Consider the following 26,047-nt stretch of genomic DNA (forward strand, 5'->3'; position numbering starts at 1 on the left):
TAGTCAAAGTCGAGCCGCCTACTTGACTTTCTCAGGATTCGAACGGAGCTTGACCACGACGAACCAGATCACCGCCGCGACCGCACCGGCCAGCACGACCTTCTGGAACATCCCGACCGACGCCTCGACCAGGTGCCACCGCTCACCCAACTGGTAGCCGGCCAGGATCAGCAGCGTGTTCCACACCAGGCTGCCGAGCGCGGTCAGCGGGAGGAAGACCGCGACCCGCATCCGTTCCACCCCGGCCGGTACCGAGATCATGCTGCGCACCACAGGGACGAGCCGTCCGATCAAGACCGCCTTCGGACCGTGGCGTACGAACCACCCCTCGGCCTTGTCGATGTCGCGCAACTTCACCAGCGGAACCTTCGCGGCGATCGCCCGCGTCCGGTCCCGCCCCAGCACCGCGCCCACGCCGTACAGCGCGAGCGCACCCACGACCGACCCCAGCGTGGTGAACACGATCGCGCTGACCAGACTGAGGTCGCCGCGTGCGGCCGCGAACCCGGCGAGCGGCAGGATCACCTCGCTCGGCAATGGTGGAAACAGGTTCTCCAACGCCACCGCAAGCCCAGCGCCCGCCGGCCCGAGACTCTCCATCAGACCGATCGCCCATCCAGCCACACCACTCGTTGTCATGCCCAAGAAACTATTGACCCGGGACAAGTCACGCACTGGAGTCAGCCACCGGACCGGCTTCCGGCGAACCACCTGGGGAAATCCCCCGGCGGCACGTTGTGCGAGCCTTCTGCTCATGACTGTTGAGCACGCTCCGCAAGTCAGCACGTATCCGACCCGTGCCGACCTGGGCCGCGCGGCCGCCGCCCGCGCCGCCGAGCAGATCCGACGGGCGATCGCACAGACCGGGCGGGCGCGGATCATGCTGGCCGCCGCTCCGAGCCAGACCGAGACTCTCGCCGCGCTCGCCGTCGCACCGGACCTGGACTGGAGCCACGTCGAGGCGTTCCACATGGACGAGTACGTCGGCCTGCCGCCGGCCGCTCCGCAGGCGTTCCGGAACTGGCTGCGCCGGAGCTTCCTCGACAAGGTGCCGCAGGCAACGTTCCACTCGATGGACCCCGGCGACGCACCGGACACCGCGGCCCGCGCCTACACCGAACTGATGGGCGACGAGCCCTTCGACGTCGTACTGTTCGGGCTCGGCGTCAACGGCCACCTCGCCTTCAACGACCCGCCCGCCGACTTCGAGGACCCACTGTCGGTGAAGCTCGTCGCCCTGGACGAGACGAGCCGCCGCCAGCAGGTCGACGAGGGCAACTTCCCCACCATGACCGACGTACCAACGCACGCGATCACGGTGACCATCCCCCGCCTCCTCAACACCTACGCCCTGATCGGCTCGGTCCCCGGCAGCGTCAAACGCCAGGCCGTGCACGACACCCTCACCAAGCCGATCAGCCCCGCCTATCCCGGCACGGCACTCCGCACCCACCCGCACGTACAACTCTTCCTCGACACCGAGTCGAACCCAGGTTGACGCCGGGCGCACACCGGAGCACGGCCCAGGGTTCGTACTCCGGTGTGGTGAGGGGCTCAGGTCAGTTCAGGAACCCGCAGATGAGCGATCGCCAGTTCGAACTCGCAGACGTCGAGAACCTCGGCGCCGGCCTCCTTCGCGGTCGAGGACCGCATCGAGGCGGCCGCCTCGCGGGTCTCGCTCATCGCTTCCCGGCTGTCGTACGTCACCGACGAGACCGAACGCCCTGACGCCCGGTCGACGAGCAGGCTGGCACTGCAGAAGCCCGCCAGGTCCTCGAGCCTCGGTAGCGCCGCCAGCTTGTAGACGTCGATCGCCCGGTCCATGTCCCCGGGATCCGCCTTCACCCAGGTGGCCCGGACGCACGCGCCGGCGACCGAACGGTGGTCACGGTGCAGAACCGCGATCTCCCACTCCTGTACCTCCGGGCTCTTCCCGCCCATGGTCTGCGCGAGCTGGTCCCGGATCGGGCGGAGTGCTTCGTCGGTGGCCCGCATCGCCTCCTCCGACTGCCAGGCGCTGGTGGCGATACACCGGCCGGACTCCCGGTCGACCATCATGGACAGTCCGATGCAACCGTCCATCTCCACCAGCGTGGGCATCACCTCGTCGCGCATCTGCGCGATGCCGGCGTCGATCGACGCCGGTGCGGCCGTGATTGTGGTGGAACGCGCGTACACGATCCACCCCCTTACCCTCGGGGCAGCGCCCCGGCGGCGCCGCCGGTCGCAACCCACATTGCTCCGCTGCTGCCCACCTGGCAATGCCCCACGCACGCCGCCGGTGATTGACTGTCCCGATGACAGATCTCGGGCGGGCGCGGGCGACCCGGTGGTGGGTGCGAGGCCGGCGTGTCGGGTCGATCGAGCGGGCCGGCGCGTTCGTCGACGACGTCGGGTTCGCGTTGTTGTTCCCGGCACCGCGTGCCGTCGTACCGTCACTGTGGGAGGCGGTCGCGGGCGAGGACGAGGAGCCGTTCGGCTCAGGGATGGGAAAGAACGAGCAACGCGTCTGGACATGGAAGGACGAACTGCCCCGCCGCGGCCTCGCCTGGTACGGCGCGTACCTCGGCGGACGGGGTTCGTTCCTGTCCCCGGAGCTCCTCCGCGCGCTCTACCCGGCCGCAGGTGACCCGAGTGACCACCAGTCGCTGGAGCTGTCGCCGGCGGCCCATGAGATCGCCAAGGCCATCGCGGACGAACCGCTGCCGAGTGCGACGCTCCGCGCGTTGATCGGTGACCGGAGCCGCTACCAGCGCGCGATCACCGAGCTCCAACGCAATCTCCTGGTCACCACAGCCGGCGTCCACGAAAGCGGATCCGGCTGGCCCGCGGCGCTGATCGCCCTCACCTGCGAGCAGTTCGAGGTCGGCGGCGGCACCGACCACGCACTCGCGACCCGGCGATTCCTGGACACGATGCTGGAGACCACGCCAGGCGAGCTCGGCCGCGCCTTCCGGTGGCCGGTGGCGCAGGCACGAGCCCGCCTGGAGGAGTTGGCGGAGGACGGCCGGGCGACGTACGACGGAGGCCGGTACCGAATCCCCTAGTGGTGCTCGGCGAGGTCGAAGACGTTGCCTTCGGGGTCGGCGAGGGTGATCCAGTGGGCGCCGTACTCGGTGTGTTCGTCGAGGCGTTTGGCGCCGAGGTCGACGAGGCGGTCGACCTCGGTGGACCAGTCAGCGGTGGCAAGGTCGAGGTGCAGGCGGTTCTTGCCGTTCCGCTGCTCGGGGACCTGCAGGAACATCAGGGTCGGGCCGGCCGCGGTCTTGACGGTCGCGAAGAACTCGTTGGCGTCGGCATCTACTTCCGACGACATCACGGCGGCCCAGAAAGTGGCCAGGCGCTTGGCGTTCGAGCAGTCCACGGCGATGTTTTCAAGAGTGACAGACACAGGGGTTCAGCCTTTCAGGACAGGGATCTGCTGGATCGGCCAGCAGACCTCGGTGCGGTAGTCGGCCGGGTCCGGGACGTCCCCGGGGCCGATGGGGTACAGCTCTCGGATCGGGCCGGGGGCGACCTCGCAGTACTCCGCGACGTGGGTGCCGAGTGCGGCGTACGTCCGGTCGAAATCGGTCATGTGGCCGGCGTGTACCGCGATCGCGAAGTAGCCGCCGGGCAGGTCGACCAGCTCCACGCCGGCGGCCGGCTCCTGGTCGAGCGGGACCGGGTGGAACGCGACGACCTCGCCCTCGTCCTCGGTGAAGAACTCGTCGCTGTACGTCGCGCCCGAGGTGCCGGGGAGGTCGCCGGTCACGCCGTCGAGCCGGCCGTACGCGAACTCGCACCACGGCCCGATCTCGGACCGCGGCACGTGACCGCGGACGCCGTACGCACGGAACGGCGGGATGTACCGGTAGTGCACGTCGAGGACCGGGCGGCCCGGGGTGAGCAGCTCGCGGAGTGAGGTGACGACGTCGCGGGTGTGCGCGAGCTCCTGCTCCATCCGCTCGAGGTGTGCCTTCAACGTCTCCTCGCGTGCTGCTCCGTCGCCCGCCTCGACCACGGCACGTACGTCGGCCAACGGCATCCGCAGCTCGCGGAGCCGGCGGATGAGCAGCGCGGTCTCCACCTGGCTCGTCCCGTACCGTCGGTAGCCGGAACTTGAGTCGACCGAGACCGGCGCGAGCAGTCCGATCTCGTGGTAGTGGTGCAGGGTCTTCACACTCAGGTGGGTGAGTCGCGAGAACTCACCCACCGTCACCGTCGCCGTCATGCGACAAGCTTCCACCCTCCGGTAACCGGAGGGTCAAACGCGGTCAGCCTTGATACCGAGCGATCACCTTGGTGAAGTCCCAGGGGTTCTGGGAGATGCCGGAGCAGCTATCGGCGCTGCCACCCGTGCAGGGGCGGTCGCGGTTGACCGACCAGAAGGTGAAGCGGGCCAGGTGGTGCGCCGAGGCGTACGCGAGGTTCGACTCGAAGTCGGACAGGTTGACGCGTTCGCCGGCGTTGTCGGTGAGGCCGTTCATCGACGAGATGCCGATCTTGCGGTACGCCGCGTCGTCGCTCAGCCCGTACGCCGACTTGACCGCGTTCTTCAGCCCGTCGGCCGCCTGCTGCGTCAGCGCACCCATGTTCGTCGAGCCGCCGCCGAAGTCGAACGGCATGATCACCCAGCCGTCCAGGTCCAGCCCGGACGCCGCACCGCGGTTGATCAGGTCCTGCCCGTCACCGTCCGGCCCGCTGGTCGTCGTACCGAAGGTCAGGTACGTCGTGACCCCCGCGTTGTTCTGCTCGACGATCTTCAGCGCGTCGACGACCTTCTGGCGGACGGCCGGTTGGGCCATCTCCTGGTCTTCGATGTCGATGTCGATCGCCTTCAGCGACAGCGCGTTGATCACCTTCTGGTACGCCGCCGCCAGCTCACTCGCCGTACCGCAGCTCTGGCCGAGCTTGTTCCCGGACCAGCCGCCGAACGACACCACGACGTCGCCGCCGTTCGAGCGGATCGTGTTGATCGCCTGCTGCTCGACCCCTCCGGTCAGTGCCCGGCTGCCGTCCCACTGCGGGTTGCAGTACCCGTTGGAGAGGATGAACGCCATCGTGAACCACTTCACCCCGGTCGCGTTCATCACGGTCGCCGGATTCGGCGGGTCACCCCAGCCTTCGTACAGGTACGGAGCTGCCGCCATCGGCGCACCACTCGTACCGCCGTCAACGGCCGGAACGTTCCACTTCTGGTTGGCCGTACCTGCGCACGTCCACAGCTGCAGCGGAGTGCCGTTGGCGGAGTTGTTGCCCGTGACATCGAGGCACTTGTTCGCCTGCGGGTTCACCAGGTCGTGCCCGGAGGTGTACGTCCACTGCTGCGCCCCCGACCCGTTGCACGTCCACAACTGCACCCGCGCACCATCCGCGACGGAACCGCCCGACACATCGAGACACTTGCCCAGGGCCCGCAACGAACCGTCGGTCGACCGCGTCCACTGCTGGGCGTTCGTACCGTTGCAGTCGTACAGCTGTACCTGCGTCCCATCGGCACTGTTGGCCCCGGCAACGTCCATGCACTTCCCAGCCAACCCGGTGACAGCACCCGTGGCTGCCTGTGCCGGCGAGGCAACCATCAGCAAGCCGCCACCCAGCACCAACGCCGCGGCGGCCGCAGCCACGCGCCTCATGACACGATCCACTTCTGGTTGGCGGTACCCGCGCACGTCCACAGCTGCAGCGGGGTCCCGTTGGCAGAGTTGTTGCCGGTCACATCGAGGCACTTGTTCGCCTGTGGATTCACCAGATCACTCCCACTCGTATAGGTCCATTGCTGGGCGGCGGACCCGTTACACGTCCACAGCTGCACCCGTGCACCATCGGCGACGGAACCACCAGAGACGTCCAGACACTTGCCAAGCGCCCGGACCGTCCCGTCACCAGGACGCTGCCACTGCTGCGCAGCAGTACCGTTGCAGTCGTACAGCTGAACCGCCGTACCGTCAGCGGTCCCAGCACCGGCAACATCCATGCACTTACCCGCAAGCCCGGTGATCTGCCCGGCGCCACCAGTGCTCTGGGAGCCGGACCAAGTGAAGGTCGCGGACGTCTGCGTGGGCAGCGTGTAGACGAAGGACTGCGAGCCCCAGTTCACCCGTACGGACTGCGAGCTTCCCGTGGTGTTGTAGGCGATCAGGGCCTTCGAACCGTCCGGGTTCTTCCAGGCGACGTTCTTCACCGAGTTGTTCGCGGTCGAGTCGATCCGCAACGCTCCCGGTTTCACGAACTTGGTCAGGTGGCCCATCGTGTAGTACTCGACGGTCTTGGTCACCTGCCCGCGCTGGCTGTCGTTGCGGTGCACCGTGACGAGGCCGGTACAGACGTTGCACCCGGCACCGACGTACGGCAGGTGGTTCTCGTCGAGCGCGATGCCCCACTTGACCCAGGACTTGTCCCAGTTGCGGGTGTAGTCGATCAGGTTGTTCATGTCCTCGGTCTGCTGGTTCCCGATCCACGTACCGCCCGAGTGCTCGGTCATGTACGCGTTGACCGACGGGTACTGGTTGTGGACCTGCGTCTGCAGGTTCACGTCACCGCCGTACCCGTGCCAGGCGATCCCGCCGAAGTTCGGGTCGTTCCGCAACGTGGCGTCGGCGATCGGCACCGAGCCGAGGTCGTCGTAGTTGCCCCAGTTGTAGTCGAGGATCAGGACCTTGGTCGTCAGCCCGGCCGCGTGCAACGCCGGCAGCAGGTTGTTCTTGGTGAACTCGAGCAGCCCGGAGCCGTTCCAGTTCATCGAGGCGTACCCGGTACTGTCGGTACCGCAGCAGGTCGGCTCGTTCTGCACCGAGACGTAGTCGATGTGGTTGCCCTGGGCCTCGTTCTGCTGCAGGTACTTGACGAAGTACTGCGCGTACATCGGCGCGTACTCCCACTTCAGCCAGCCGCGGTGGACGAAGTCGTTGTTGTCCTTCATCCAGGCAGGTGCGCTCCAGGGTGAGCCCATCACCTTCAGGTTCGGGTTCAGCTGACGGGCCTGTTTGGTGAGCGGTACGACGTCCGCCAGGTCGTGCTGGATGCTGAAGTCGTTCAGGTCGCAGCACGTGTCGTCGTAGGAGTAGTTGAACCGGGCGAGGTCGGAGGCGCCCATCGGGTTCCGGACGAAGGACAGGCCGATCCCGTTCACCGGGTCGAACAGGTCCTTCATCACCTGGTCGCGGGTGGCCGTCGAGATGACCCCGCTGCTGTTCAGCAGCCACGCCGAACTGTCGGCGAACGACGCACCGCCGCCCTCGAAGGACTGGTACGTCGTGTTGTCGTTGACCGTGATCGTCTGGTCCGCCGAGCCGCCGGCCGGGCCGAAGTTCACCGGGGTCTGCTGCTGCAGCCCACGGGTCACGTTGCGGCCGGCGGAGTCGTTGGTGGTGGTCAGCCAGACGTTGACCTGTTCTCCGGCGGCCTGCGCCGGTGCGGCGGTGCCGACGCCGAGCCCGGCGGCGGCCACGCAGAGCGCAGCGACCACGGGCGGCAGGAAGCGTTTCATGGGGGCGGTTCTCCCTTGTTTTAAAGGAGTTCATGGCGGCGTCTGCCCGCGCCGCAACTGGTGGTCACCACGAGATAACCATCGGTGAAGTGCCGTGTCAACGCCGGAGCCGAGACTTTTTTCAGATCTTTTAATTAGTCCCGGGGTTGACGTGGGAGCGTTCTCACGGCACGCTGCGGGCCAATCGCTGTCCTCATTCAGACGCCCCCGAAATGAGGTCCTTCATGAAGCATCCCCGCATGCTCGCGCTCCTCGCGATCGGTGCCGCGCTCGTCGGCACCACCCTCCTCCAACCCGCCGCCACGGCGCACCAACAGGCCGCTGCCGCGACCACGGCGACGGTCTGGGAAGACAACTTCGACGGCCCGGCCGGCCAGGCCCCCGACCCCAACAAATGGCGGTACGACATCGGCGGTGGCGGCTGGGGCAACAGTGAACTGGAGTACTACACCAACAGCACCCGGAACTCCGCCCTGGACGGCAACGGCAACCTGGTGATCACCGCGCGGCAGGAGAGCGGCGGCTTCCAGTGCTGGTACGGCCCGTGCCAGTACACTTCGGCGCGGCTGCTGACCGCGCAGACCTTCACCCAGACGTACGGCCGGTTCGAGGCGCGGATCAAGATCCCCCGCGGCCAAGGGCTCTGGCCGGCGTTCTGGATGCTCGGCGGCACCAACTGGCCGAACGACGGCGAGATCGACATCATGGAGAACATCGGCCGGGAGCCGGCCACCGTGCACGGCACGATCCACGGCCCGGGGTACTCTGGCGCGAACGGGATCGGTGCCGCGTACAACCATCCGAACGGCTGGTCGTTCGCCGACGACTTCCACACCTTCGCGGTCGACTGGGCGCCGGACTCGATCACCTGGTCGGTCGACGGCGTGCAGTACGAGCGCCGTACGCCGGCCGACCTCGGCGGCAACACCTGGGTCTTCAACCACCCGTTCTTCATGATCATGAACGTGGCGGTCGGCGGCGGCTGGCCGGGCAACCCGGACAGCACGACAGTGATGCCGCAGACCATGACCGTCGACTACGTGCGGGTCTCCACGCTCGGCAGCACCGGCAGTGGCGGCTCGCAGATCACGGGCCTGGCCGGCAAGTGCCTCGACGTCGCCGGCGCGAACTCCGCCGACGGTACGCCGGTGCAGCTGTACGACTGCAACGGTACGAACGCGCAGCAGTGGACCCGTCCCGGTGACGGCACGATCCGGGCCCTGGGCAAGTGTCTCGACGTGAACGCCGGCTCGGTGGCCGACGGTGCGAAGGTACAACTCTGGACCTGCAACGGGACCGGAGCACAACAATGGACGTACAGCGCCGCCCAGGACCTGGTGAATCCACAGGCGAACAAGTGCCTCGATGTCACCGGCAACAATTCCGCGAACGCCACCCCGACCCAGCTCTGGACCTGCGCCGGCACAGCCAACCAGAAGTGGATCGTCTAACGTACCGCGCCTCCGTCGCGCAGTAGCCGTACCACCGGAAGGGTCGCCGCGCCGAGAGCAACGGCGTCGCGGCCCAACTCGCACAGGACGATCGAGACCTGGGCGTACGGCCGCCGCAGCGCGTGCTTGCCGACCTCGGCGCGCAGCTCGTCCAGGTACTTCTCCCCCAGCAGCAGCCCGGCCCAGCCGCCGAGCACGATCCGCTCGGGGTTGACCAGGTTCACCAGGTTCGCGAATCCCGCCGCCAGGTAGCCGATCGTGTCCGCCACAACAGTTGCCGCAGGCTCCTCGCCCGACTCCAAGAGCTCGACGAAGGCAGCCTCTTCGTCTTTGACCACCGTGCCGCCGGCCAGCCGGTACCGGTCCAGGACGCCCTCCGCGCCGACGTACGCCTCGAGGCAACCGAGCGCTCCACACCGGCACTGCCGGCCGCCGTACACGATGGTCATGTGGCCCCACTCGCCCGCACTGCTGCGCGCGCCGCGGTAGCTCGATCCGCCTGCCACCAAAGCGGATCCGACCCCCGAACCGACCAGTGCGACGACCGCGTCGGTCGCGCCACGGCCCGCGCCGAACCACATCTCGGCCTGACCGAGCATGTTCGCGCCGTTGTCCACGTGCACCGGAATATCGGTGCCCTCGGCAAGCATCGCGGCGAGCGGTACGGCGTCCCAGCCGAGCGTCTGCGCGTCGACGACCGCGTTGTCCTCGACCACACCGGACACCGCCACCCCGAGTCCGAGCACCTGCGAAGGCTGCACGCCGGACGACGCGACGACGGCCGAAAGCCCTTCCAGTACGTGCTTCACCACCTCTTCGGGTGTCGGCGAGCTGATCGGGTGATCGGCCCGCGCGAGCACGTTCATCGCCAGGTCGAACAGCTCCACCCGGACCCGGGTCTCCCCGACCTCGGCGCCCACGACGTACCGGAAGGTCGGTGCCACCCGCAACAGAACCCGCGGCCGGCCACCCTCGGACTCGACCGAACCGGCCTCCTCGACCACGCCCTCGGCGATCAGCTCGGCGACCAGGTTGCTCACGCTCGCGGCACTCAGGGACGTCCGGACGGTCAGCTCCTGGCGGCTCAGCGGACCCTCGCGGTAGATGCTGGTGAGGATCACCGAGCGGTTGGACCGGCGCATGTCGCGCACCGTGGTCCGGCGTACTTCCATCCTCGAACCTCACCCTGCCCGGCCCCGCGCAGGCCGCTCGTCCCCGAGTTCATCATGCCGCCCCGATCGGCGGAAGGGCTCCCTTCTTCCAGGTCGTGAACTAAGCAGCGATTCGTTACCGCTCCGTGATTGACGGCCGGTCGCGGTCTCGGCTTTGATCTACGGAACCGCTTCCGATACCGGTTCCGGCCAGCTCAGCCCCGACCGCCCGAGGGGAGATTCAGCGTGTCCATCACGATCGCCGATGTCGCGGCTCGTGCCGGCGTCAGCAAGACCACCGTGTCGCGCGTCCTCAACGGCAAGGGTGAGCTCGACCTGCGGACCGCCGCGCGGGTCCGGCAGGTGATCGACGAGCTCGGGTACGTGCCGAGCGCCCGGGCCGTCGGCCTGGCCCGCGGCCGGACCCGGATCGTCGGGATGCTGGTCCCGTCGCTCACCTGGCCGTGGATGGGCGAGGTGCTGCAGGGCGCCGTCGACGTGGTCGAGAGCGAGGGGTACGGGCTGCTGCTGTTCACCTTCAACCGGGGTGAGGAGTCGATGCACCAGTTCGCCTCGCAGGTCTCGGCGCAGTCGTTCGACGGCCTGCTGGTGATCGAGCCCGAGGGCACGCTCACCTACATCGAGCAACTCCACGCGCGCGGCCTCCCGGTGGTCCTGATCGACGACCGGGACAAGCGCCCACAGTTCCCGTCCGTCGCCACCACGAACTACGCCGGCGGCGAGTCCGCCGCCCGGCACCTGCTGGAGCTCGGCCGCCGCCGGCCACTGGTGATCACCGGCGTCGAACGCTTCGGCTGTACGCACGAACGCCTGGACGGTTTCCGCGACACCTACGCGGCGGCCGGCATCGAGCTCGACCCGAGACTCGTGTTCGAAGGCGACTTCACCCACGACAGCGGCCGCCGCGGCGTCCAGCACGCGCTCGGCGAACGGCTCGAGTTCGACGCCGTCTTCGCCCACAACGACCTGTCCGCCGGCGGCGCGATCCAAGCCGTCCGGGAGACCGGGCGGAACGTGCCGAGCGACGTCTCGGTGGTCGGCTTCGACGACATCCCGTACGCCGAACACACCGAGCCGCCGCTGACCACGGTGCATCAGCCGATGCGCCAGATGGGTCAGGCCGCGGCCCGGATGCTGATCGGGTACTTCGGCGGCACGCCGCTGCCGGACACCCCCCAAGTACTGCCGACGACGCTGATCGTCCGCAGTTCCACCGCCCCGAAATCCCGGACCCGGACGAGGTCCCGCTAGAGCTCCGGCGGCGGGGCAGCTGCCCCTGCTCCGCCGCCGGCGTACTCGCTCGACCGGCGTGAGCTCTTCCCATGAGAGCGCTTTCACGCCACTATGCACTGGCCCACCGGCTCAGGGTGGGCCACCGCCAACGGAAACACAGGAGGAACGATGCGAGCACGACGCTTTGTCGCGCTGGCCGTCACAGGCCTGCTCGCGGCAGCCACCTTGGCTGCTTGTAGTAACGGGGACGGGAAGGCCGCCGGGAACGGCTCAGGCGGCGGCGTGACCGTACTCAACATCGGCATGCCGAACGGACCGCAGACCGAGAACCACAACCCGTTCCTCGGCTCCTCCTCGGGCGCCTCGCTCGGGTACCGCTGGATGATCTTCGAGCCGCTGGTGATGATCAACGGCATCAAGCCGACCGAGCCGGGCAAGCCCTGGCTGGCGACCGAGTGGAAGTGGGACGCCAACTACACCAAGCTCTCGCTGACGATCCGGGACGGCGTGAAGTTCTCCGACGGCCAGCCGATGACCGCCGACGACGTGGCGTACTCGTTCCAGATCCGCAAGGACAACGAGGCGCTGAACTCCGACGCGATCCCGTACGGCACGATCACCGCGTCCGGGAACAAGGTCGACCTGACCTTCACCCGGTCGCAGTTCACCAACCAGAACAAGATCCTGACCGTGTTCGTGATCCCGAAGCACCAGTGGTCGACAATCAAGGACCCGAGCCAGGACACCCTGAAGAACCCGATCGGCACCGGCCCGTACACGGTCAAGTCGTTCACCCCGCAGACCACCACGCTGACGCTGCGGGACTCGTACTGGCAGGCCCTCCCGAAGGTCAAGGAGCTGCGGTACACCTCGTACAACGACAACAACGCGCAGACCACCGCACTGGCGAACGGCTCGTCGGAGTGGAGCTTCGTGTTCGTGCCGAACGTGAAGGCCGTCTACCAGGCCAAGGACCCCGCGCACCACAAGTTGTGGTTCCCGGCGAACCTCGGCATCCACGGGCTGTGGATCAACACCACCAAGAAGCCGTTCGACAACCCGGCGCTGCGGCGGGCGATGAACCTGGTGATCAACCGCGACGACATCTTCAACCAGGGCGAGGCCGGGTATTTCTACCCGAAGGTCGACTCGATGACCGGCATCCCGACGCCGGCCGGTGAGTCCTTCATCGCCCCGCAGTACAAGGACCTGACCCACAAGGTCGACGTCGACGGCGCGAAGAAGGAACTCACCGACGCCGGCTTCAAGCTCGACGGCGACACGCTGAAGGACCCGGGCGGCAAGCCGGTGACGCTCACGCTGACCGACCCGGCCGGCTGGTCCGACTACCAGACCGACCTGGAGATCATCAAGGACAACCTGTCCACGATCGGGATCAAGGCAACCGTCGAGAAGGCCAACCAGGACGCCTGGTTCAAGAACATCGACACCGGCAACTTCGACGCCGCGATGCACTGGACGAACGGCGGCGCGACGCCGTACGACATCTACCAGAACATCATGGACGGCAAGATCCTCAAGCCGGTCGGCAAGGGCGGCGTGAGCGGCAACTACGGGCGCTTCAACAGCCCGGAGGCGACCAAGGCGCTCGACCAGTACGCGAACGCCGCGGACGACGCGACCCGCACCAGCGCGCTGAACACGCTGCAGAAGATCATGGTCGAGCAGATGCCGATGATCCCCACCTCGGCGTCCAACGTCGGCGGTCTCTACAGCACCAAGAACTGGGTCGGCTGGCCCGACGAGCAGAACCAGTACGGGCCGGCGCAGCCGACCCAGCAGAACGCTCTGCAGATCATCCTGAACCTGAAGCCGGCCGGCAGCCAGTAACCGTGGTGGACGGCGCCAGGCCGCTGGGCCTGGCGCCGTCGCCTTGAGGAGAGACTGATGACGGTCACCGAGACCGAGGTTGTTCTGGAGGCCGAGGGCCTCACCAAGCATTTCCCGGTACGGCGGGGAGTCCGCGACCTGCTGTCCCGCTCGGAGAAGGCAGTGCACGCCGTGGACGACGTACGGCTAACGCTCCGCCGGGGCCGGGTGACCGCGCTGGTCGGCGAGTCCGGCTCGGGCAAATCCACCGTGGCGCGGCTGATGGCCCAGCTGTACGGGCGGACGGCCGGCGAGATCCGGTTGCACGGCACGCCGGTCACGGTGCGCGGCGGCCGGAAGTTCCGGGCGTACGCGCGCAAGGTCCAGATGATCTTCCAGGACCCGTTCGCCTCGCTGAACCCGACGCACACCGTGCGGTACCACCTGACCCGTTCCCTGAAGATCCACGGGCGTGCCGGTGATCTCGCGGAGAACCTCCGCGCGCTGCTGGAGCAGGTGCAGCTGACTCCGCCGGAGCGTTATCTCGACAAGTTCCCGCACGAACTGTCAGGTGGCCAGCGGCAACGAGTTTCGATCGCCCGCGCGCTCGGCGCCGACCCCGAGGCGCTGCTCGCCGACGAGCCGGTGTCGATGCTCGACGTCTCGATCCGGCTCGGCGTCCTGAACCTGCTCCGGGACCTGAAGGAGCGGCTCAACCTCGCCATCCTGTACATCACCCACGACATCGCGTCCGCCCGGTACTTCGCCGACGAGACCCTGGTGATGTACGCCGGCCGCCTGGTCGAGGGTGGCGACTCGGAAACCGTGACCCAGAACCCGGCGCACCCGTACACGCGGCTGCTGATCGAGAGCGCGCCGGACCCCGACCGGCTCGGGCAGCTGAGTACGCCGGAGGACCAGGCCGGCGGCGAACCACCCAGCCTGATCGCGCCGCCGAGCGGCTGCCGCTTCAACCCGCGCTGCGTGCACGCGATGCCGAAGTGCTCGACCGACCTTCCGCCGCGCTTCGAACTGCCTGTCGCCGGTCACTGGGCCGCGTGCTGGCTCTACGAGGAGGAGGCCGCGCGATGAAGTTTCTCCTGCAGCGGTTGGCGTTCTACGTCTTCACGGCGTGGGCCGCGCTGACCATCAACTTCTTCATCCCCCGGCTGATCCCGGGCGACCCGGTGACGTCACTGATCAACAAGTTCCAGGGCCAGCTGAGCACCGACGCGATCCAGTCGCTGTACGTGCTGTTCGGCCTGGACAAGCACGCGTCGCTGTGGAGCCAGTACGTCGACTACTGGGGACAGGTGTTCCGCGGCGATCTCGGGTTGTCGTTCACGTTCTTCCCGACACCGGTTTCGGAAATTCTCAAGCAAAGCCTGCCGTGGACGATCGCGCTGGTCGGCATCACGACCTTCGCCAGCTTCATGATCGGTACGTCGCTCGGCGTGATCGCGGGCTGGCGGCGTGGGTCGATCATGGACGGGTTGTTGCCGGTGACAACGTTTCTGTCCTCGATCCCGTACTTCTGGCTCGGCCTGCTCGCGATCGCGCTGCTCGCCGGACCGGACAGCTTCTTCCCGTCGTCGGGTGGGTACGAGCCGGGTCTGGTTCCGTCGTGGAGCTCCGGCTTCATCGGCAGTGCCGTACTGCACAGCGTTCTGCCGGCGATCACGATCCTGATCTCGTCGGTCAGCGGCTGGATCCTGACCATGCGGAACATGATGGTGACGGTCGCGTCCGAGGACTACATCACTGTTGCCCATGCCAAGGGTTTGCCGGAACGGCGGGTGATGGTCAGCTACGCGGCGCGGAACGCGTTGCTGCCGAACGTTTCCGGTTTCGCTCTGTCGCTCGGTTTCATCGTCGGCGGCACGCTGCTGGTCGAAATCGTGTTCTCGTACCCAGGCATCGGCTACAACCTGTTCCAGGCCGTCGGCGCCAAGGACTACCCGCTGATGCAGGGCGTCTTCCTGGTGATCACGCTGTCGGTCCTGGTGGCCAACCTGCTCGCCGACGTCGCGTACCTGCTCCTCGACCCGCGCACCCGGAAGGAGGGCTGACGTGTCCGCACCAGCCACCACCATCACGGCGATCACGCCGGAAGGTCCGGAGGTCCCGGTCAGCTCACCGGCCAGGCGCCGGCGGCTGCGGTTCGTCGCGAACCCGAAGGCCGCGACCGGTCTGATCGTGCTCGCGTTCTTCTGCCTGATCGCGATCATCGGCCCGTGGATCGCGCCGTACGACCCGTCGGCGCGCAGCAGCGACCTGATCCAGGCACCGTCCGGCAAACACTGGTTCGGTACGACGCACCTCGGGCAGGACATCTTCAGCCAGGTGCTCGTCGGCACCCGCGGCGTGATGTTCGTCGGGCTGCTGGCCGGGTTGGTCGCGACCACGTTGTCGATCCTGATCGGGGTCAGCGCCGGCTTCCTCGGCGGCGCCGCGGACGACAGCCTTTCCGCGCTGTCGAACGTCTTCCTGGTGATTCCGGCGCTGCCGTTGATCATCATCGTGGCGTCCACGATCCCCTCCGCGGGTGACCTGATGGTTGCCTTGGTCATCGGTTTCACCTCGTGGGCGTGGGGCGCTCGGGTACTGCGAGCGCAAACGTTGTCCTTGCGGCGGCGGGACTACGTCGAGGCGGCGCGGGCGACCGGTGAGAGTACGTGGCGGATCATCACGTTCGAGATCATGCCGAACCTGACCGCGATCATCGCGTCCGGTTTCGTCGGCACGGTGATCTTCGCGGTGATGTCCGAGATCACGCTGGCGTTCATCGGTATCTCGACGATCTCCGAGTGGAACTGGGGCACGATCCTGTTCTGGGCGCAGTCGCAGCAGGCGCTGGCCCAGGGTGCGTGGTGGTGGTTCGTCCCGGCGGGCCTGGCGATCGCGATCCTCGGTACGGCGCTGTCGCTGATCAACTTCGGCATCGACGAGTTCGTCAGCCCGCGGCTGCGGTCGAGCGGTCACACCCGGGTGAAGACGAAGGACGGGCACACCGTGCGGATGCGGGTCGGGTTCACACCGGTCCTTTCGTCCAAGGCTGAGCCGGTGACCCCCGTCGTACGGCAGCAGGAGGAGGTCGCGTGAAGACGCCGGTGCTGGAGATCAAGAACTTCCACGTCGACTACGGGCTGGGCTCGGAAGCGGTACAAGCCGTACGGGACGTCACGCTGACGTTGCACCGTGGCGAAGTGCTCGGACTCGCCGGGGAAAGCGGTAGCGGGAAGTCGACGCTGGCGTACGGCGTGACGCGACTGCTGCCACCGCCCGGGGTGATCAGCGGCGGATCGGTCGTCTATCACCCGCCGTCGGGTGATCCGTACGACGTGATGGCCCTGACCGACGCGGAGCTGCGGAAGTTCCGGTGGGCGGAGACGTCGATCGTCTTCCAGGGGGCGATGAACTCGCTGAACCCTGTGCACAAGGTCTCGACGCAGATGCTCGACGTGATCAAGGCCCACGAGCCCGGGCTCTCTCCCCAGGCCCGGACCGCGCGCGCTCAGGATCTGCTCAAACTCGTCGGCATCTCCGCGGACCGGATGGACGCGTACCCGCACCAGCTGTCCGGCGGCATGCGCCAGCGGGTGATGATCGGGATGGCGCTCGTCCTCGAGCCACAGGTGGTGATCATGGACGAGCCGACCACCGCGCTGGACGTGGTCATGCAACGCCAGATCCTGGCCCAACTCGTGGAACTGCGCGAACGCCTGGACTTCTCGGTCCTGTTCATCACCCACGACCTTTCCCTCCTGGTCGAGTTCTCCGACCGCATCGCGATCATGTACGGCGGTCGCATCGTCGAAGAGGCGACGTCCAAGTCGCTCTACACCGACTCCCTGCACCCTTACAGCGAAGGCCTCCTGAAGTCCTTCCCCGCACTCCGAGGCGAACGGCGCGAGCTCTCCGGGATCCCTGGTTCGCCTCCTGATCTGCGCGGCATGCCTTCGGGTTGCTCTTTCCACCCGAGATGTCCGCACGCCTTCGAACGCTGTTCCGTCGACATTCCTGTGCTGGGTGTCCCGTCCGCACGCAACGACCCCAACCGTTCCGTCGCGTGCTGGCTCCCCGGCCGCACCGCCTAGAAAGGCACCTATGACCCTGCCCGAGGGACTCCCCGCCACCTTCCGCTGGGGCGTCGCCACTTCCGCGTACCAGATCGAGGGCGCCGTCGACGAAGACGGCCGCACCCCCTCGATCTGGGACACCTTCTGCCAGGTACCAGGCGCGATCGACAACGGCGACACCGGTGACCTCGCCTGCGACCACTACCACCGGATGCCGGACGACGTTGCCCTGATCAAGGATCTCGGCCTGGACACGTACCGGTTCTCGATCGCCTGGCCACGCGTCCAGCCCCGCGGCAAAGGCCCGGCCAACCCGGCCGGGCTCGCCTTCTACGACCGGCTCGTCGACGAACTGCTTGCCCAGGGCATCGACCCGTGGGTCACGTTGTACCACTGGGACCTCCCGCAGGAACTCGAGGACGCGGGTGGCTGGCCGGAGCGCGATACGGCGTACCGGTTCGCGGAGTACTCGATGCTCGTGTTCGACGCGTTGAAGGACCGCGTCGACACTTGGACAACGCTGAACGAGCCGTGGTGCTCGGCGATGCTCGGGTACGCGTACGGCGCACATGCTCCGGGCCGGCGCGAGTACCCGGCGGCGCTGGACGCCGTACACCATCTGCTCCTCGGGCACGGCCTGGCAACGCAGGCGATGCGCGAGGCGTCACCCCGCAAGCTGGACATCGGCATCACGCTCAACGTCGCCACGGCGTACCCGGCTTCGGACGCCGCACCCGACGTCGATGCCGCACGCCGGGCGGACGGGATGGGCCGCCGCATCTACCTCGACGCGCTGGTCCACGGCCACTACCCGGCGGACGTGGTAGCCGACCTGGCCCGCGAGGGGGTCCAGCTCCCGATCGAGGACGGCGACCTCGACATCATCTCCGCCCCGATCGACGTACTCGGCGTCAACTACTACTTCAGCCAGAAGTTCACCGGCTACGCCGAGGACGGCAGCACTCTCGACTCGAACGGTCTTCCGGTCAGCCGCGAAGTACCCCTCGGCAAACCCCGCACCGCGATGGACTGGGAGATCGTCCCCGAAGGCTTCACCGACCTGCTGGTCAGCATCGCCCGCGACTACCCCAACCTCCCCATGGTCATCACCGAAAACGGGTCCGCCTTCGAAGACGTCCCCGACTCTGATGGATTCGTCGACGACACCGACCGTACGGCGTACTTCACCTCGCACCTGACCGCGGTAGCGAACGCCATCGCCCAAGGCGCCGACATCCGCGGCTACCTCGCCTGGTCCCTCCTGGACAACTTCGAATGGGCCTACGGCTACGCCAAACGCTTCGGCATAGTCCGAGTCGACTACGAAACGCAAACGCGCACTCCCAAAGCCAGCGCCCACTACTTGAAGGCGCTGGCGCAACAGCACCGCACTGCCTAGCTATTCCTTGGTTCTGGAGGCGACTATTTGTTCGGCTACCAGGCGGAGCTTCACGTTGCCGTCCTGGGAGAGTCTGGTGAGGAAGGCGAAAGCGCGGTCGTCGGTCAGGTGGTAGCGCTCCATCACGATCCCGACCGCGCTGCCGATCAGGCCGCGGGTGCGTACGGCCTCCTGCAGGTTGGTGATCTCCCGGGCGTACCCGATCGCCATCGCGGCCTGGTGCTGGAACAGCTGGCCGAGCGCTCCGAGGTCGCTGAACGCGCCGGGCCGGCGGGCGTACAGGTTCAGTGCACCCCGTGACTTCGGCGCCTCGAACAGCCGCAGACCGGCCTGGGCCTGGACCCCGGCGGCGACCGCGGTCGCGGCGTACCGAGGGAAGCGTGGATCACCGTCCAGGTACGGCGAGATCACGTGGACGGAGTCGGCCGCGGCGTCGTAGCAGGGTCCTTCCCGCAGCTCGTACTGGGCCGCGTCGACACCCCAGAGCAACTCATCGGTCGGCGCGACCGTCTCCAGGCGTCCGTCGAAGTGCAGAATCGTCATACTGGCGTAGTCCACCTCGGGCAGAACTTCGACAGCCGCGGCCGTGATCTGCGCAAGCGTATGGTCGAGGTCACCGGGCGTAAGCGCCTTCGACAGATGTTCTGCCCGCTCCAGCAGGCCTCGCGTATCCATCCCCGCCCGGTACCCATACCCGGCGCCCCCGATGCCGTGCCGACGGCTGCATTGCCGCAAACTCGTGGGATGAGCCTTCCCGTGATTCCCGCCCCCGCGACGACCACTCCCGGCGACGGCACGTTCACTCTCGCCGCATCCTCCGGAGTCACCGCACCGCCTGAACTGGCTGGGCCGGTCGCCCGCTTCGTCGAAGCCGTCGCGGTCGACACCGGTCTCACCCTGACCGGCGATGGTGGGATCACCGTCGAGCTCGGCCAAGTGGACGAGGTACCTCCGGCCGCCGGCCTGCGCTCCGACGGTGCGGACGTGGACGAGCGGTACGGGCTGGAGGTTTCCGCCGAGGGCGTACGGGTGTGGGGGCCGACGCCCGAGGGAGTCCACCGGGGGCTGACATCTCTGCGGCAGCTGATCTCCGCGCAGCTGCAGGACGGTACGGCGGTCCTGCCGGCGGTTCGGTTCGTCGACGGGCCGCGGTTCGCGTGGCGGGGGTTGTCGCTCGACGTCGTACGGACGTTCCACGGGCCGGATGAAGTACGCCGGATCATCGACATGCTCGACCTGTACAAGTTGAACGTGCTGCACCTGCACCTGACGGACGACCAGGGCTGGCGGGTCGAGGTTCCGTCGCGGCCGGCGCTGACCGAGGTAGGAGCGGCCGGCGCGATCGGGGATCGGCCTGGTGGGTACTACAGCCGGGCCGAGCTCGCCGAGCTCGTCGCGTACGCCGCCGACCGGTACATCACCGTCGTACCCGAGATCGACATGCCCGGGCACACCGCCGCCGTCTTCAAGGCGTATCCAGAACTGGGTCCGACGGAGAAGCAGACGATCGACCTCGGCAACGGGGACCAGCTCCACCTCGGCACGCTGGATCCGGCGCGGGACGAGACGTGGGCGTTCGTGGAGGACGTGCTGGACGCGGTGATCCCGCAGTTCCAGGGCAGTGCCTACGTACACATCGGCGGCGACGAGACCTGGGGCATGGCCGACGAGGACCACGCCGCCTTCGTGGAGAAGGCATCGGCACTGGTCCGGTCTCGTGGCAAGCGCGTCGTCGGCTGGCAGGAGATCGCCCGCGCGAAGCTCGCCCCGAACGACGTCGTGCAGTACTGGCTGGACCTCGACATCGACAACCTGGGCGACAACCCGGACGCGCCGACACCGCCCGCGGACTTGCTGCCCGTCCTGGTCGAGGCGCTGCGGAAGGCGAAGTACGACGCCCCGAAGGCCCTCGAACAAGGCGCCAAGCTGATCGTCTCGCCGGTCACCTGGCTGTACTTCGACCGGCCGCACGCCGACGCCTCCGCGGAACCCGAGCAGGAGAAGGCCCGCGAGCGCCTCGGCCTCAAGTTCTACGGCGCGGCCTCCCTCGAACACGGCGTCACCTGGGACCCGGCCGACGTGGTGAGCCCGGACCGGATCGCCGGCGTCGAGGCCGCGATCTGGTGCGAAACCATCACCAACTCCGACGACCTCGAACTCCTACTCCTCCCCCGCCTCCCCGGCCTCGCCGAGAAGGCCTGGTCCCACCAGACCACCACGGGCTGGCCCGAGTACGCCTCCCGCCTCGCCCAACACTCCCCCACCTGGCGAAACCGCACCTGGACCTGGCTGAAATCCGTCGAGGTCGATTGGCGGATCAAGCGTTGAGAATGCGGGCGTTCCAGCGACGCTGCCAGGCCACGTTACGCCAGCCGGGGTGATGGGGTGCGGAGTTCGAGCCGAGAACCGTGCCCCAGAAGCCGTATTCGATGCACTTCTCGACCGCGTGCTCGGCGATACCCTGCCCGACCGGCCCATCCTCGAACTCGGCCGGCAGTGGCGTGTAGCCGATCCAGCCTTCACCGATGACGGTCGGTACGTCGTGACGCTGCGCCCAGCGAGCGATCACCTCGAGCCGGTCGTCGATCGCCTGTCGCATCGCGACCCGGTAGCCGCCATAGTTCTCGTACAGCCAGCGGTCCCACTTGACCGGGTCCACCCAGTCGTAGCTGTAGAACATGCTCGCCGAGACACCGGTCGCCTCGAGCCGCCACGGCTCGGCCGCCTTGGCGTACACGTCGAAGTCCGGAGCGTCGTCTCGCAACAGCGACCGCAAGGCGGCGCGCGGGAACTCCGGAGGCGGCAACCGCACCCCGGCCCACTCCTCGATGGCCGCCAGTACGCCGTACACGTAGACGTGGAAGTGTGCGACCTGGCCGTTGTCCGGTACGGCGTCCATGTCGAGGTACGGTGTGATGCCGTAACAGGAGGTGGACACGATGTCGGGGTGGCGCCGGCGCATCAGGTCGACGGCCTCCGCCACGTGACCGCGTTGTCCCCAGTACGGGTCGTCGCCGACGTCGCGCAGCCGGCTGAGGTCGACCTCGTTGTGCAGTTCGGCGTACGCGATCCGATCGGCCAGGTCGCAGTCCTTGAGGTACTGCACGAGATCCGACATCGCCAGCGCCATGGTCCGGTGACGCTCCTCCGGTGCGATCCCGGTCAGAGCGTCGTACCACTCCCGCGTCTCCAGGAACGCGGGACTCTGCTGGTACTCCCAGGACGAGAGGATCACGTAGCAGTCGTGGCGCCGCGCCGCCTCGAAGAGTTCGCGCAATCGACGGCGCCCGTCGACGACGGCACCACCGCGGACGTCGTACCAGCGGGTGCGAGCGCCGACCGAGCCGCCCATGCCAACCAGCCGCAGCCGGGTCGTGTCGATACCGTGGTCTCCGAACAGCAGGTAGGGCATGGCGCAGATGCGCACGGTGTTGTACCCACGCTCGACGGCTTCGTCGAAGGCGGTGTCGAGGTCGTGGAACGGCTCGCCCGCGGTGGTCTGGGTGTACCAGGTGAAATCCCACAGGGTGATCGTGAGCCGGCGCGGCAGGTGAGAGCGAGTCACAGGTCAGCGGCCTTCCGGAAGAGTGGCGGCGGCGAAAGCGTCGAACACCAGCCGCCGGGTGGTCGAGTCGAAACCGAGCATGCCCATCGTCGACAGGCCGTTGTACTGCATGTTGTAACCCAGCCGTTCCTTGTAGTCCTTCAGCACCCAGAACAGATAGCCGGCCACGTAGTCCGGGCGATCTGTGACCTGTTGCCAGTGTGACCGGAACCCGGCCGCCTGCCACTCCTCGTTACCTTGCTCGGTGTCCGGGCCGTGCTGACCGAGGAACGACCAAGAGCCGTTCTCGGTGATCAGGATCGGCTTGTCCGGGTGATTGCGGTGGACGGCGTCGATGGTCGGCCCGAGATCCTCGTTCCTGCCGTAGAAGTAGCCGAAGTACTCGTTGAACCCGACGACGTCGGCGATGTCGAACGCCGGATCCCAGGACGTCGCCGACGCCCACGTGACCGGCCGTTGCTGGAGATCGAGGGCCTTGACCGCATCCTTCATGTCCTGCAACCAGGCCCGGTAGACGGGCGCACTGTTCGCATCGATCTCGGACTCGTTCTGCAGGCACCACAGAATCACCGACGGCCGGTTGTGCTGGTTCCACACCATCGCCGCGGCCAGCGCCCTGGACAGCCCGTAGCGTTCGGTCTGGACGCGTTCCTGATCGGTGTTCATCCACATGTTGTCGATGTCGTCCATGACGAACACGCCGTGCCGGTCGGCCCAGTCGTACACGTACGGATGCCGGTTGTAGACGCAGTTGCGGAGGAGGTTCGCGCCGGTCTCCAGCGCGTGGCCGAGCTCGTGGTCGTACTCCCTGATCGTCATCGACCGGCCGTCCGCCGCGGTCTCCTCGTGCCAGTTGAACCCCTTCAGGAACTGCGGTTCACCGTTGACCTCGAGCAACGAACCGTTCACGTCCACTGCGCGTACGCCGTACGTCGTGGACAGCTGGTCGAGGACGCCCGGGGCGCGCAGCTGCACGGTTGCCCTGAGCAACCGCGGTCGATCGGTCTGCCAGCGCGGGGCTCCGGCGATGTCCATCGTCGACAGGACGACCGTCGTTTCTCCCGGCGCGAGGCTCACCGGCACGGTGTCCGACGCGGCGCCGTAGCCCGCACGCACCACCGCCTGGCCGCTGAAGTGCCGGGTACCGTGGTTGGCGACGACCACGCGGGCGTCGAAGCGGCTGTCCCGTGCGGAGACGAGCACCTTTGCGATCGTCACCGCCGGAACGGCTTCCAGCCAGACCGATCGGGTGATGCCCGCGTAGGGCCAGTAGTCGACGGGCTTCCACGGGACGGCGAGCGGATCGTTCAGCGGCCCGGTGCCTGTCCGGTAGTCCGTGAAGTCGGCGCGCCGGTGCACCCGGACCACGATGAGAGCTGTGGAGCCGGGTTGCAGCGCGGACCCGACCGGTAGCGCGAACGGCGTGGCCCCACCCTCGTGCGCTCCTGCGAAGTGGCCGTTCACCCACACGTCCGCGCGGTAGTTCACCGCGAGGAACATCAGCCGGACGTGCTTCCCCACCCAGGCGCCCGGTACCCGGATCTCCGTGCGATACCACGCGTACCCGTCCTGGAACGCCGCACCGGTGCCGAATCCCGTTCCGTCGTAGCTGCCCCAGTCGGGCTCGTCCTTCAGATCCCACGAAGAAGGCACGGCGATCCGGTCCCAGCCTGACAAGTCGGCGCCGGGCAACTGCCAGCCGTCCGACTGGCCGACGCCGTCCGGGTCGAAGCGGAACGCCCAGGAGCCGTCGAGGCTGCGGTAGGACCGCGTCGGCTCCTGGTGTGCCCATCCGTCGAAGGACGGCACGACCTCGCCGTACTGGAACAGCACGCCGGTCCCGGCGAGCTGTTCGATCCGCGTACCCGCGGGTTCACGGTCGCCGTGGGCAGGCAAAGAAGGTGTGGTATCGGCGTAGGCCCGCGGAAGTGTGAGGCCTGGCAGGGCCGCGGTGAGTATGCCGGCTTTCAGGACGGTTCTGCGAGAAGGCATGGTGGCTCCGATGGGGGAGGCGGATCAACCCTTGACGCTTCCCTCGGTCAGGCCGCTGCGCCAGAAGCGCTGCAGCACGAGGATCGCGATCATGAGCGGTATAACGGACAGGAAGGCGCCGCCGACGGTGAGCTGGTAGAGATCCGGCTGACGATCGGCGAACGACTGCCAGGACGTGAGCCCGAGCGTGATCGGGTACAGCTTCGGGTCGGACAGCATGACCAGCGGCAGAAAGTAGTTGTTCCAGATCCCGACGAACTGGAACAGGAAGATCGTGACCAGCGCCGGTGCCATGATCCGGAAGGCGAGTACGCCGAAGATGCGTGCTTCGCCGGCGCCGTCGATGCGGGCGGCCTCCACCAGCGAGTCCGGTACGGCGGCAGCGGCGTAGATCCGGCAGAGGTACACACCGAACGGGCTGACCACCGAGGGCAGCAGTACCGCGAAGTACGTGTTGGCCAGACCGAGCTGCGAGAACAGCAGGAACAACGGCAGCGCCAGCGCGGTACCCGGAATGAGCACCCCGGCGAGGATCAGGTTGAAGACCGATTCGCGACCACCGAACTCGTACTTCGCCAGGGCGTATCCGGCCATCGCCGCCAAAAGCGTGGCGATGGCGGCGCCGGCCCCGGCGTACAGGACGCTGTTGAAGGTCCAGCGGAGATAGATGCCGTGGTCGTAGGTCAGCACGTTGTGCAGGTTGTGGAGCAACTGCGGCCGCGTGAACCACAAGCCGAAGCTGCCGAACAGGTCACCGGTGCTCTTGGTAGCGGCCACGACCAGCCAGTAGACCGGCAGCAAGAAGTACAACGCGAACACCGTGAGCAGTCCGACGACCAGGATCCGCCAGCCGAGCGCCGGCCGTCCCGCTCGCGTGCTCCGCTGCGCACCCGGCTGGGTCGCGGAATCTGTCGGCCGCATTCGCTTCTCGGTGAGCGTGGTCATCAGCGGTCACCCCGCCGTCCGACAAGATGCAGGAAGCCGAACGAGAGCACACACGCGACCGCCGCCAGGATGACTGCCTGGGCCGCGGCCAGACCGTAGTTGTTGTTGACGAAGGCCTGTGTGTAGGCGGCGAGGTTGGGCGTGTACGACGTGTTGATTGCGGTGCTGATCGGTCGCAGGACCAACGGCTCGGCGAACAACTGCAGGCTCCCGATGATCGTGAAGACCGTGGTGAGAACGATCGCCGGCCGGATCAACGGGAGCTTGACGTACCGGACGACCTGCCAGGCGTTCGCGCCGTCGATGCGCGCCGCCTCGTAGAGGTCGGAGTCGATGGCCTTGAGTTGGGCGACCACGACCAGCATGTTGTAGCCCGCGAACTCCCAGGTGACGATGTTCACGATCGACCACAACACGGATCCGGAGCCGAGGAAGTCGACGTGGATCCCGATGCTGCCGAGGACGTCGACGATCGGGCTGACGCCCGGGATGTACAGGAAACCCCACAGGATCGAGGCGATCACCCCGGGGACGCCGTACGGGAGGAAGTAGGCGCCGCGGAAGAAGCGCACACCGCGGGCCGACGCTGCCTCGAGCAACAGCGCGAGGGCCGTGGCCATCACCATCATCAAAGGCACCTGGATCACGGCGAACGCCAGCACCCGGGCCAGGCTGTGCAGGAAGCCCGCATCGGTCAGGACCTCCGTGTAGTTGGACAATCCGGCGAACACCCGGTGCGAGCCGCCGAGGCCGAGCGGCCCGGAGCGCTCGACCTTCAGCAGGCTCTGATAGACCGCGTAGCCGATCGGCAGGATGAAGAACGCCGCGTACAGCAGCAGGAACGGCGCGAGGAAGCCGGTCACCGCCCGGCGTCGCGTACCGCTGGTCGTCGTCATGGAGATACTCCGCA

23 protein-coding genes are annotated in these 26,047 nt (G+C 67.5%); 11 read left to right on the forward strand and 12 right to left on the reverse strand.

The genetic code is table 11. The features are described from left to right. Positions 1-18: 18 nt before the first annotated feature. Positions 19-639, reverse strand: a complete 621-nt coding sequence (locus ACZ5BU_RS01035) for a DedA family protein (protein ID WP_465694550.1) — start codon at positions 637-639, stop codon at positions 19-21. A 115-nt stretch (positions 640-754) separates the two neighbouring features. On the opposite strand from ACZ5BU_RS01035, the gene ACZ5BU_RS01040 reads away from it, so the two are divergent. Beyond that, the gene (locus ACZ5BU_RS01040; protein WP_465694552.1) at positions 755-1,498 is read left to right on the forward strand and encodes a 6-phosphogluconolactonase; all 744 of its coding nucleotides are present in this window, start codon (positions 755-757) and stop codon (positions 1,496-1,498) included. 56 nt (positions 1,499-1,554) lie between these two features. Here ACZ5BU_RS01040 and ACZ5BU_RS01045 read toward each other — a convergent pair whose 3' ends face one another. Next, complete coding sequence (locus ACZ5BU_RS01045) at positions 1,555-2,178, reverse strand: antibiotic biosynthesis monooxygenase (protein ID WP_465694553.1); 624 nt, start codon at positions 2,176-2,178, stop codon at positions 1,555-1,557. Between the two features lie 119 nt (positions 2,179-2,297). Between ACZ5BU_RS01045 and ACZ5BU_RS01050 the strand changes: the two genes are divergently transcribed. Further along, entirely contained in the window at positions 2,298-3,047 is a 750-nt protein-coding gene (locus ACZ5BU_RS01050; protein WP_465694555.1) for an AlkZ-related protein, read from the forward strand. On the opposite strand, the gene ACZ5BU_RS01055 is transcribed toward ACZ5BU_RS01050, so the two are convergent. Genes ACZ5BU_RS01055 through ACZ5BU_RS01070 form a run of 4 tightly spaced genes read right to left on the reverse strand, consistent with a single transcriptional unit; the run spans position 3,044 to position 7,471 of the window. Beyond that, positions 3,044-3,391 (reverse strand): VOC family protein, encoded by a 348-nt coding sequence (locus ACZ5BU_RS01055; RefSeq protein ID WP_465694556.1) that lies wholly within the window; start codon positions 3,389-3,391, stop codon positions 3,044-3,046. The two genes, ACZ5BU_RS01050 and ACZ5BU_RS01055, sit on opposite strands and share 4 nt — an antisense overlap. A gap of 6 nt (positions 3,392-3,397) precedes the next feature. Then, positions 3,398-4,213, reverse strand: a complete 816-nt coding sequence (locus ACZ5BU_RS01060; RefSeq protein ID WP_465694557.1) for a MerR family transcriptional regulator — start codon at positions 4,211-4,213, stop codon at positions 3,398-3,400. A gap of 43 nt (positions 4,214-4,256) precedes the next feature. Further along, positions 4,257-5,618 carry a lectin gene (locus ACZ5BU_RS01065; protein ID WP_465694559.1) on the reverse strand — a complete coding sequence of 454 codons (1,362 nt, stop codon included), beginning with the start codon at positions 5,616-5,618 and terminating at the stop codon, positions 4,257-4,259. Continuing rightward, on the reverse strand, positions 5,615-7,471 hold the full coding sequence (locus tag ACZ5BU_RS01070; protein ID WP_465694560.1) for a lectin: 1,857 nt from the start codon (positions 7,469-7,471) through the stop codon (positions 5,615-5,617). Before ACZ5BU_RS01070 ends, ACZ5BU_RS01065 begins: the two co-directional genes overlap by 4 nt. Positions 7,472-7,695: 224 nt before the next feature. Here ACZ5BU_RS01070 and ACZ5BU_RS01075 point away from each other — a divergent pair, with 224 nt between their 5' ends. Next, positions 7,696-8,922, forward strand: a complete 1,227-nt coding sequence (locus tag ACZ5BU_RS01075; RefSeq protein WP_465694562.1) for a lectin — start codon at positions 7,696-7,698, stop codon at positions 8,920-8,922. On the opposite strand, the gene ACZ5BU_RS01080 is transcribed toward ACZ5BU_RS01075, so the two are convergent. Continuing rightward, positions 8,919-10,094 carry an ROK family transcriptional regulator gene (locus ACZ5BU_RS01080; RefSeq protein ID WP_465694563.1) on the reverse strand — a complete coding sequence of 392 codons (1,176 nt, stop codon included), beginning with the start codon at positions 10,092-10,094 and terminating at the stop codon, positions 8,919-8,921. The genes ACZ5BU_RS01075 and ACZ5BU_RS01080 overlap by 4 nt on opposite strands. 225 nt (positions 10,095-10,319) lie before the next feature. Between ACZ5BU_RS01080 and ACZ5BU_RS01085 the strand changes: the two genes are divergently transcribed. From ACZ5BU_RS01085 to ACZ5BU_RS01115, 7 genes are all read left to right on the forward strand, one after another. Further along, entirely contained in the window at positions 10,320-11,345 is a 1,026-nt protein-coding gene (locus ACZ5BU_RS01085) for a LacI family DNA-binding transcriptional regulator (RefSeq protein WP_465694565.1), read from the forward strand. Between the two features lie 150 nt (positions 11,346-11,495). Then, positions 11,496-13,178: an ABC transporter substrate-binding protein gene (locus ACZ5BU_RS01090; protein ID WP_465694566.1), complete on the forward strand. Its 1,683-nt coding sequence runs from the start codon at positions 11,496-11,498 to the stop codon at positions 13,176-13,178. A gap of 57 nt (positions 13,179-13,235) precedes the next feature. Further along, positions 13,236-14,249: an ABC transporter ATP-binding protein gene (locus ACZ5BU_RS01095; RefSeq protein ID WP_465694568.1), complete on the forward strand. Its 1,014-nt coding sequence runs from the start codon at positions 13,236-13,238 to the stop codon at positions 14,247-14,249. Then, positions 14,246-15,226 carry an ABC transporter permease gene (locus ACZ5BU_RS01100; RefSeq protein ID WP_465694569.1) on the forward strand — a complete coding sequence of 327 codons (981 nt, stop codon included), beginning with the start codon at positions 14,246-14,248 and terminating at the stop codon, positions 15,224-15,226. Before ACZ5BU_RS01095 ends, ACZ5BU_RS01100 begins: the two co-directional genes overlap by 4 nt. 1 nt (position 15,227) lies before the next feature. Next, positions 15,228-16,259: an ABC transporter permease gene (locus ACZ5BU_RS01105; RefSeq protein WP_465694571.1), complete on the forward strand. Its 1,032-nt coding sequence runs from the start codon at positions 15,228-15,230 to the stop codon at positions 16,257-16,259. Then, positions 16,256-17,254, forward strand: coding sequence for an ABC transporter ATP-binding protein (locus tag ACZ5BU_RS01110; protein WP_465694573.1), 999 nt, complete (start codon positions 16,256-16,258; stop codon positions 17,252-17,254). Before ACZ5BU_RS01105 ends, ACZ5BU_RS01110 begins: the two co-directional genes overlap by 4 nt. Before the next feature lie 10 nt (positions 17,255-17,264). Further along, positions 17,265-18,635 (forward strand): GH1 family beta-glucosidase, encoded by a 1,371-nt coding sequence (locus tag ACZ5BU_RS01115; protein WP_465694574.1) that lies wholly within the window; start codon positions 17,265-17,267, stop codon positions 18,633-18,635. On the opposite strand, the gene ACZ5BU_RS01120 is transcribed toward ACZ5BU_RS01115, so the two are convergent. Continuing rightward, on the reverse strand, positions 18,636-19,310 hold the full coding sequence (locus ACZ5BU_RS01120; RefSeq protein WP_465694576.1) for a GAF and ANTAR domain-containing protein: 675 nt from the start codon (positions 19,308-19,310) through the stop codon (positions 18,636-18,638). A gap of 69 nt (positions 19,311-19,379) precedes the next feature. Between ACZ5BU_RS01120 and ACZ5BU_RS01125 the strand changes: the two genes are divergently transcribed. Next, the gene (locus tag ACZ5BU_RS01125; RefSeq protein WP_465694577.1) at positions 19,380-20,963 is read left to right on the forward strand and encodes a beta-N-acetylhexosaminidase; all 1,584 of its coding nucleotides are present in this window, start codon (positions 19,380-19,382) and stop codon (positions 20,961-20,963) included. Here ACZ5BU_RS01125 and ACZ5BU_RS01130 read toward each other — a convergent pair. From ACZ5BU_RS01130 to ACZ5BU_RS01145, 4 genes are read right to left on the reverse strand one after another with little or no spacing between them, the layout of a single operon-like run. After that, positions 20,953-22,200 carry a cellulase-like family protein gene (locus ACZ5BU_RS01130; RefSeq protein ID WP_465694578.1) on the reverse strand — a complete coding sequence of 416 codons (1,248 nt, stop codon included), beginning with the start codon at positions 22,198-22,200 and terminating at the stop codon, positions 20,953-20,955. The genes ACZ5BU_RS01125 and ACZ5BU_RS01130 overlap by 11 nt on opposite strands. A gap of 3 nt (positions 22,201-22,203) precedes the next feature. After that, complete coding sequence (locus tag ACZ5BU_RS01135; RefSeq protein WP_465694580.1) at positions 22,204-24,192, reverse strand: glycoside hydrolase family 2 protein; 1,989 nt, start codon at positions 24,190-24,192, stop codon at positions 22,204-22,206. Positions 24,193-24,216: 24 nt separating this feature from the next. Continuing rightward, positions 24,217-25,137, reverse strand: a complete 921-nt coding sequence (locus tag ACZ5BU_RS01140) for a carbohydrate ABC transporter permease (RefSeq protein ID WP_465694581.1) — start codon at positions 25,135-25,137, stop codon at positions 24,217-24,219. Beyond that, on the reverse strand, positions 25,137-26,033 hold the full coding sequence (locus ACZ5BU_RS01145) for a carbohydrate ABC transporter permease (RefSeq protein WP_465694582.1): 897 nt from the start codon (positions 26,031-26,033) through the stop codon (positions 25,137-25,139). The genes ACZ5BU_RS01140 and ACZ5BU_RS01145 overlap by 1 nt, the downstream gene beginning before the upstream one ends. Positions 26,034-26,047: the final 14 nt, after the last annotated feature.

This window comes from Kribbella sp. NPDC031520 (genome assembly GCF_055580825.1).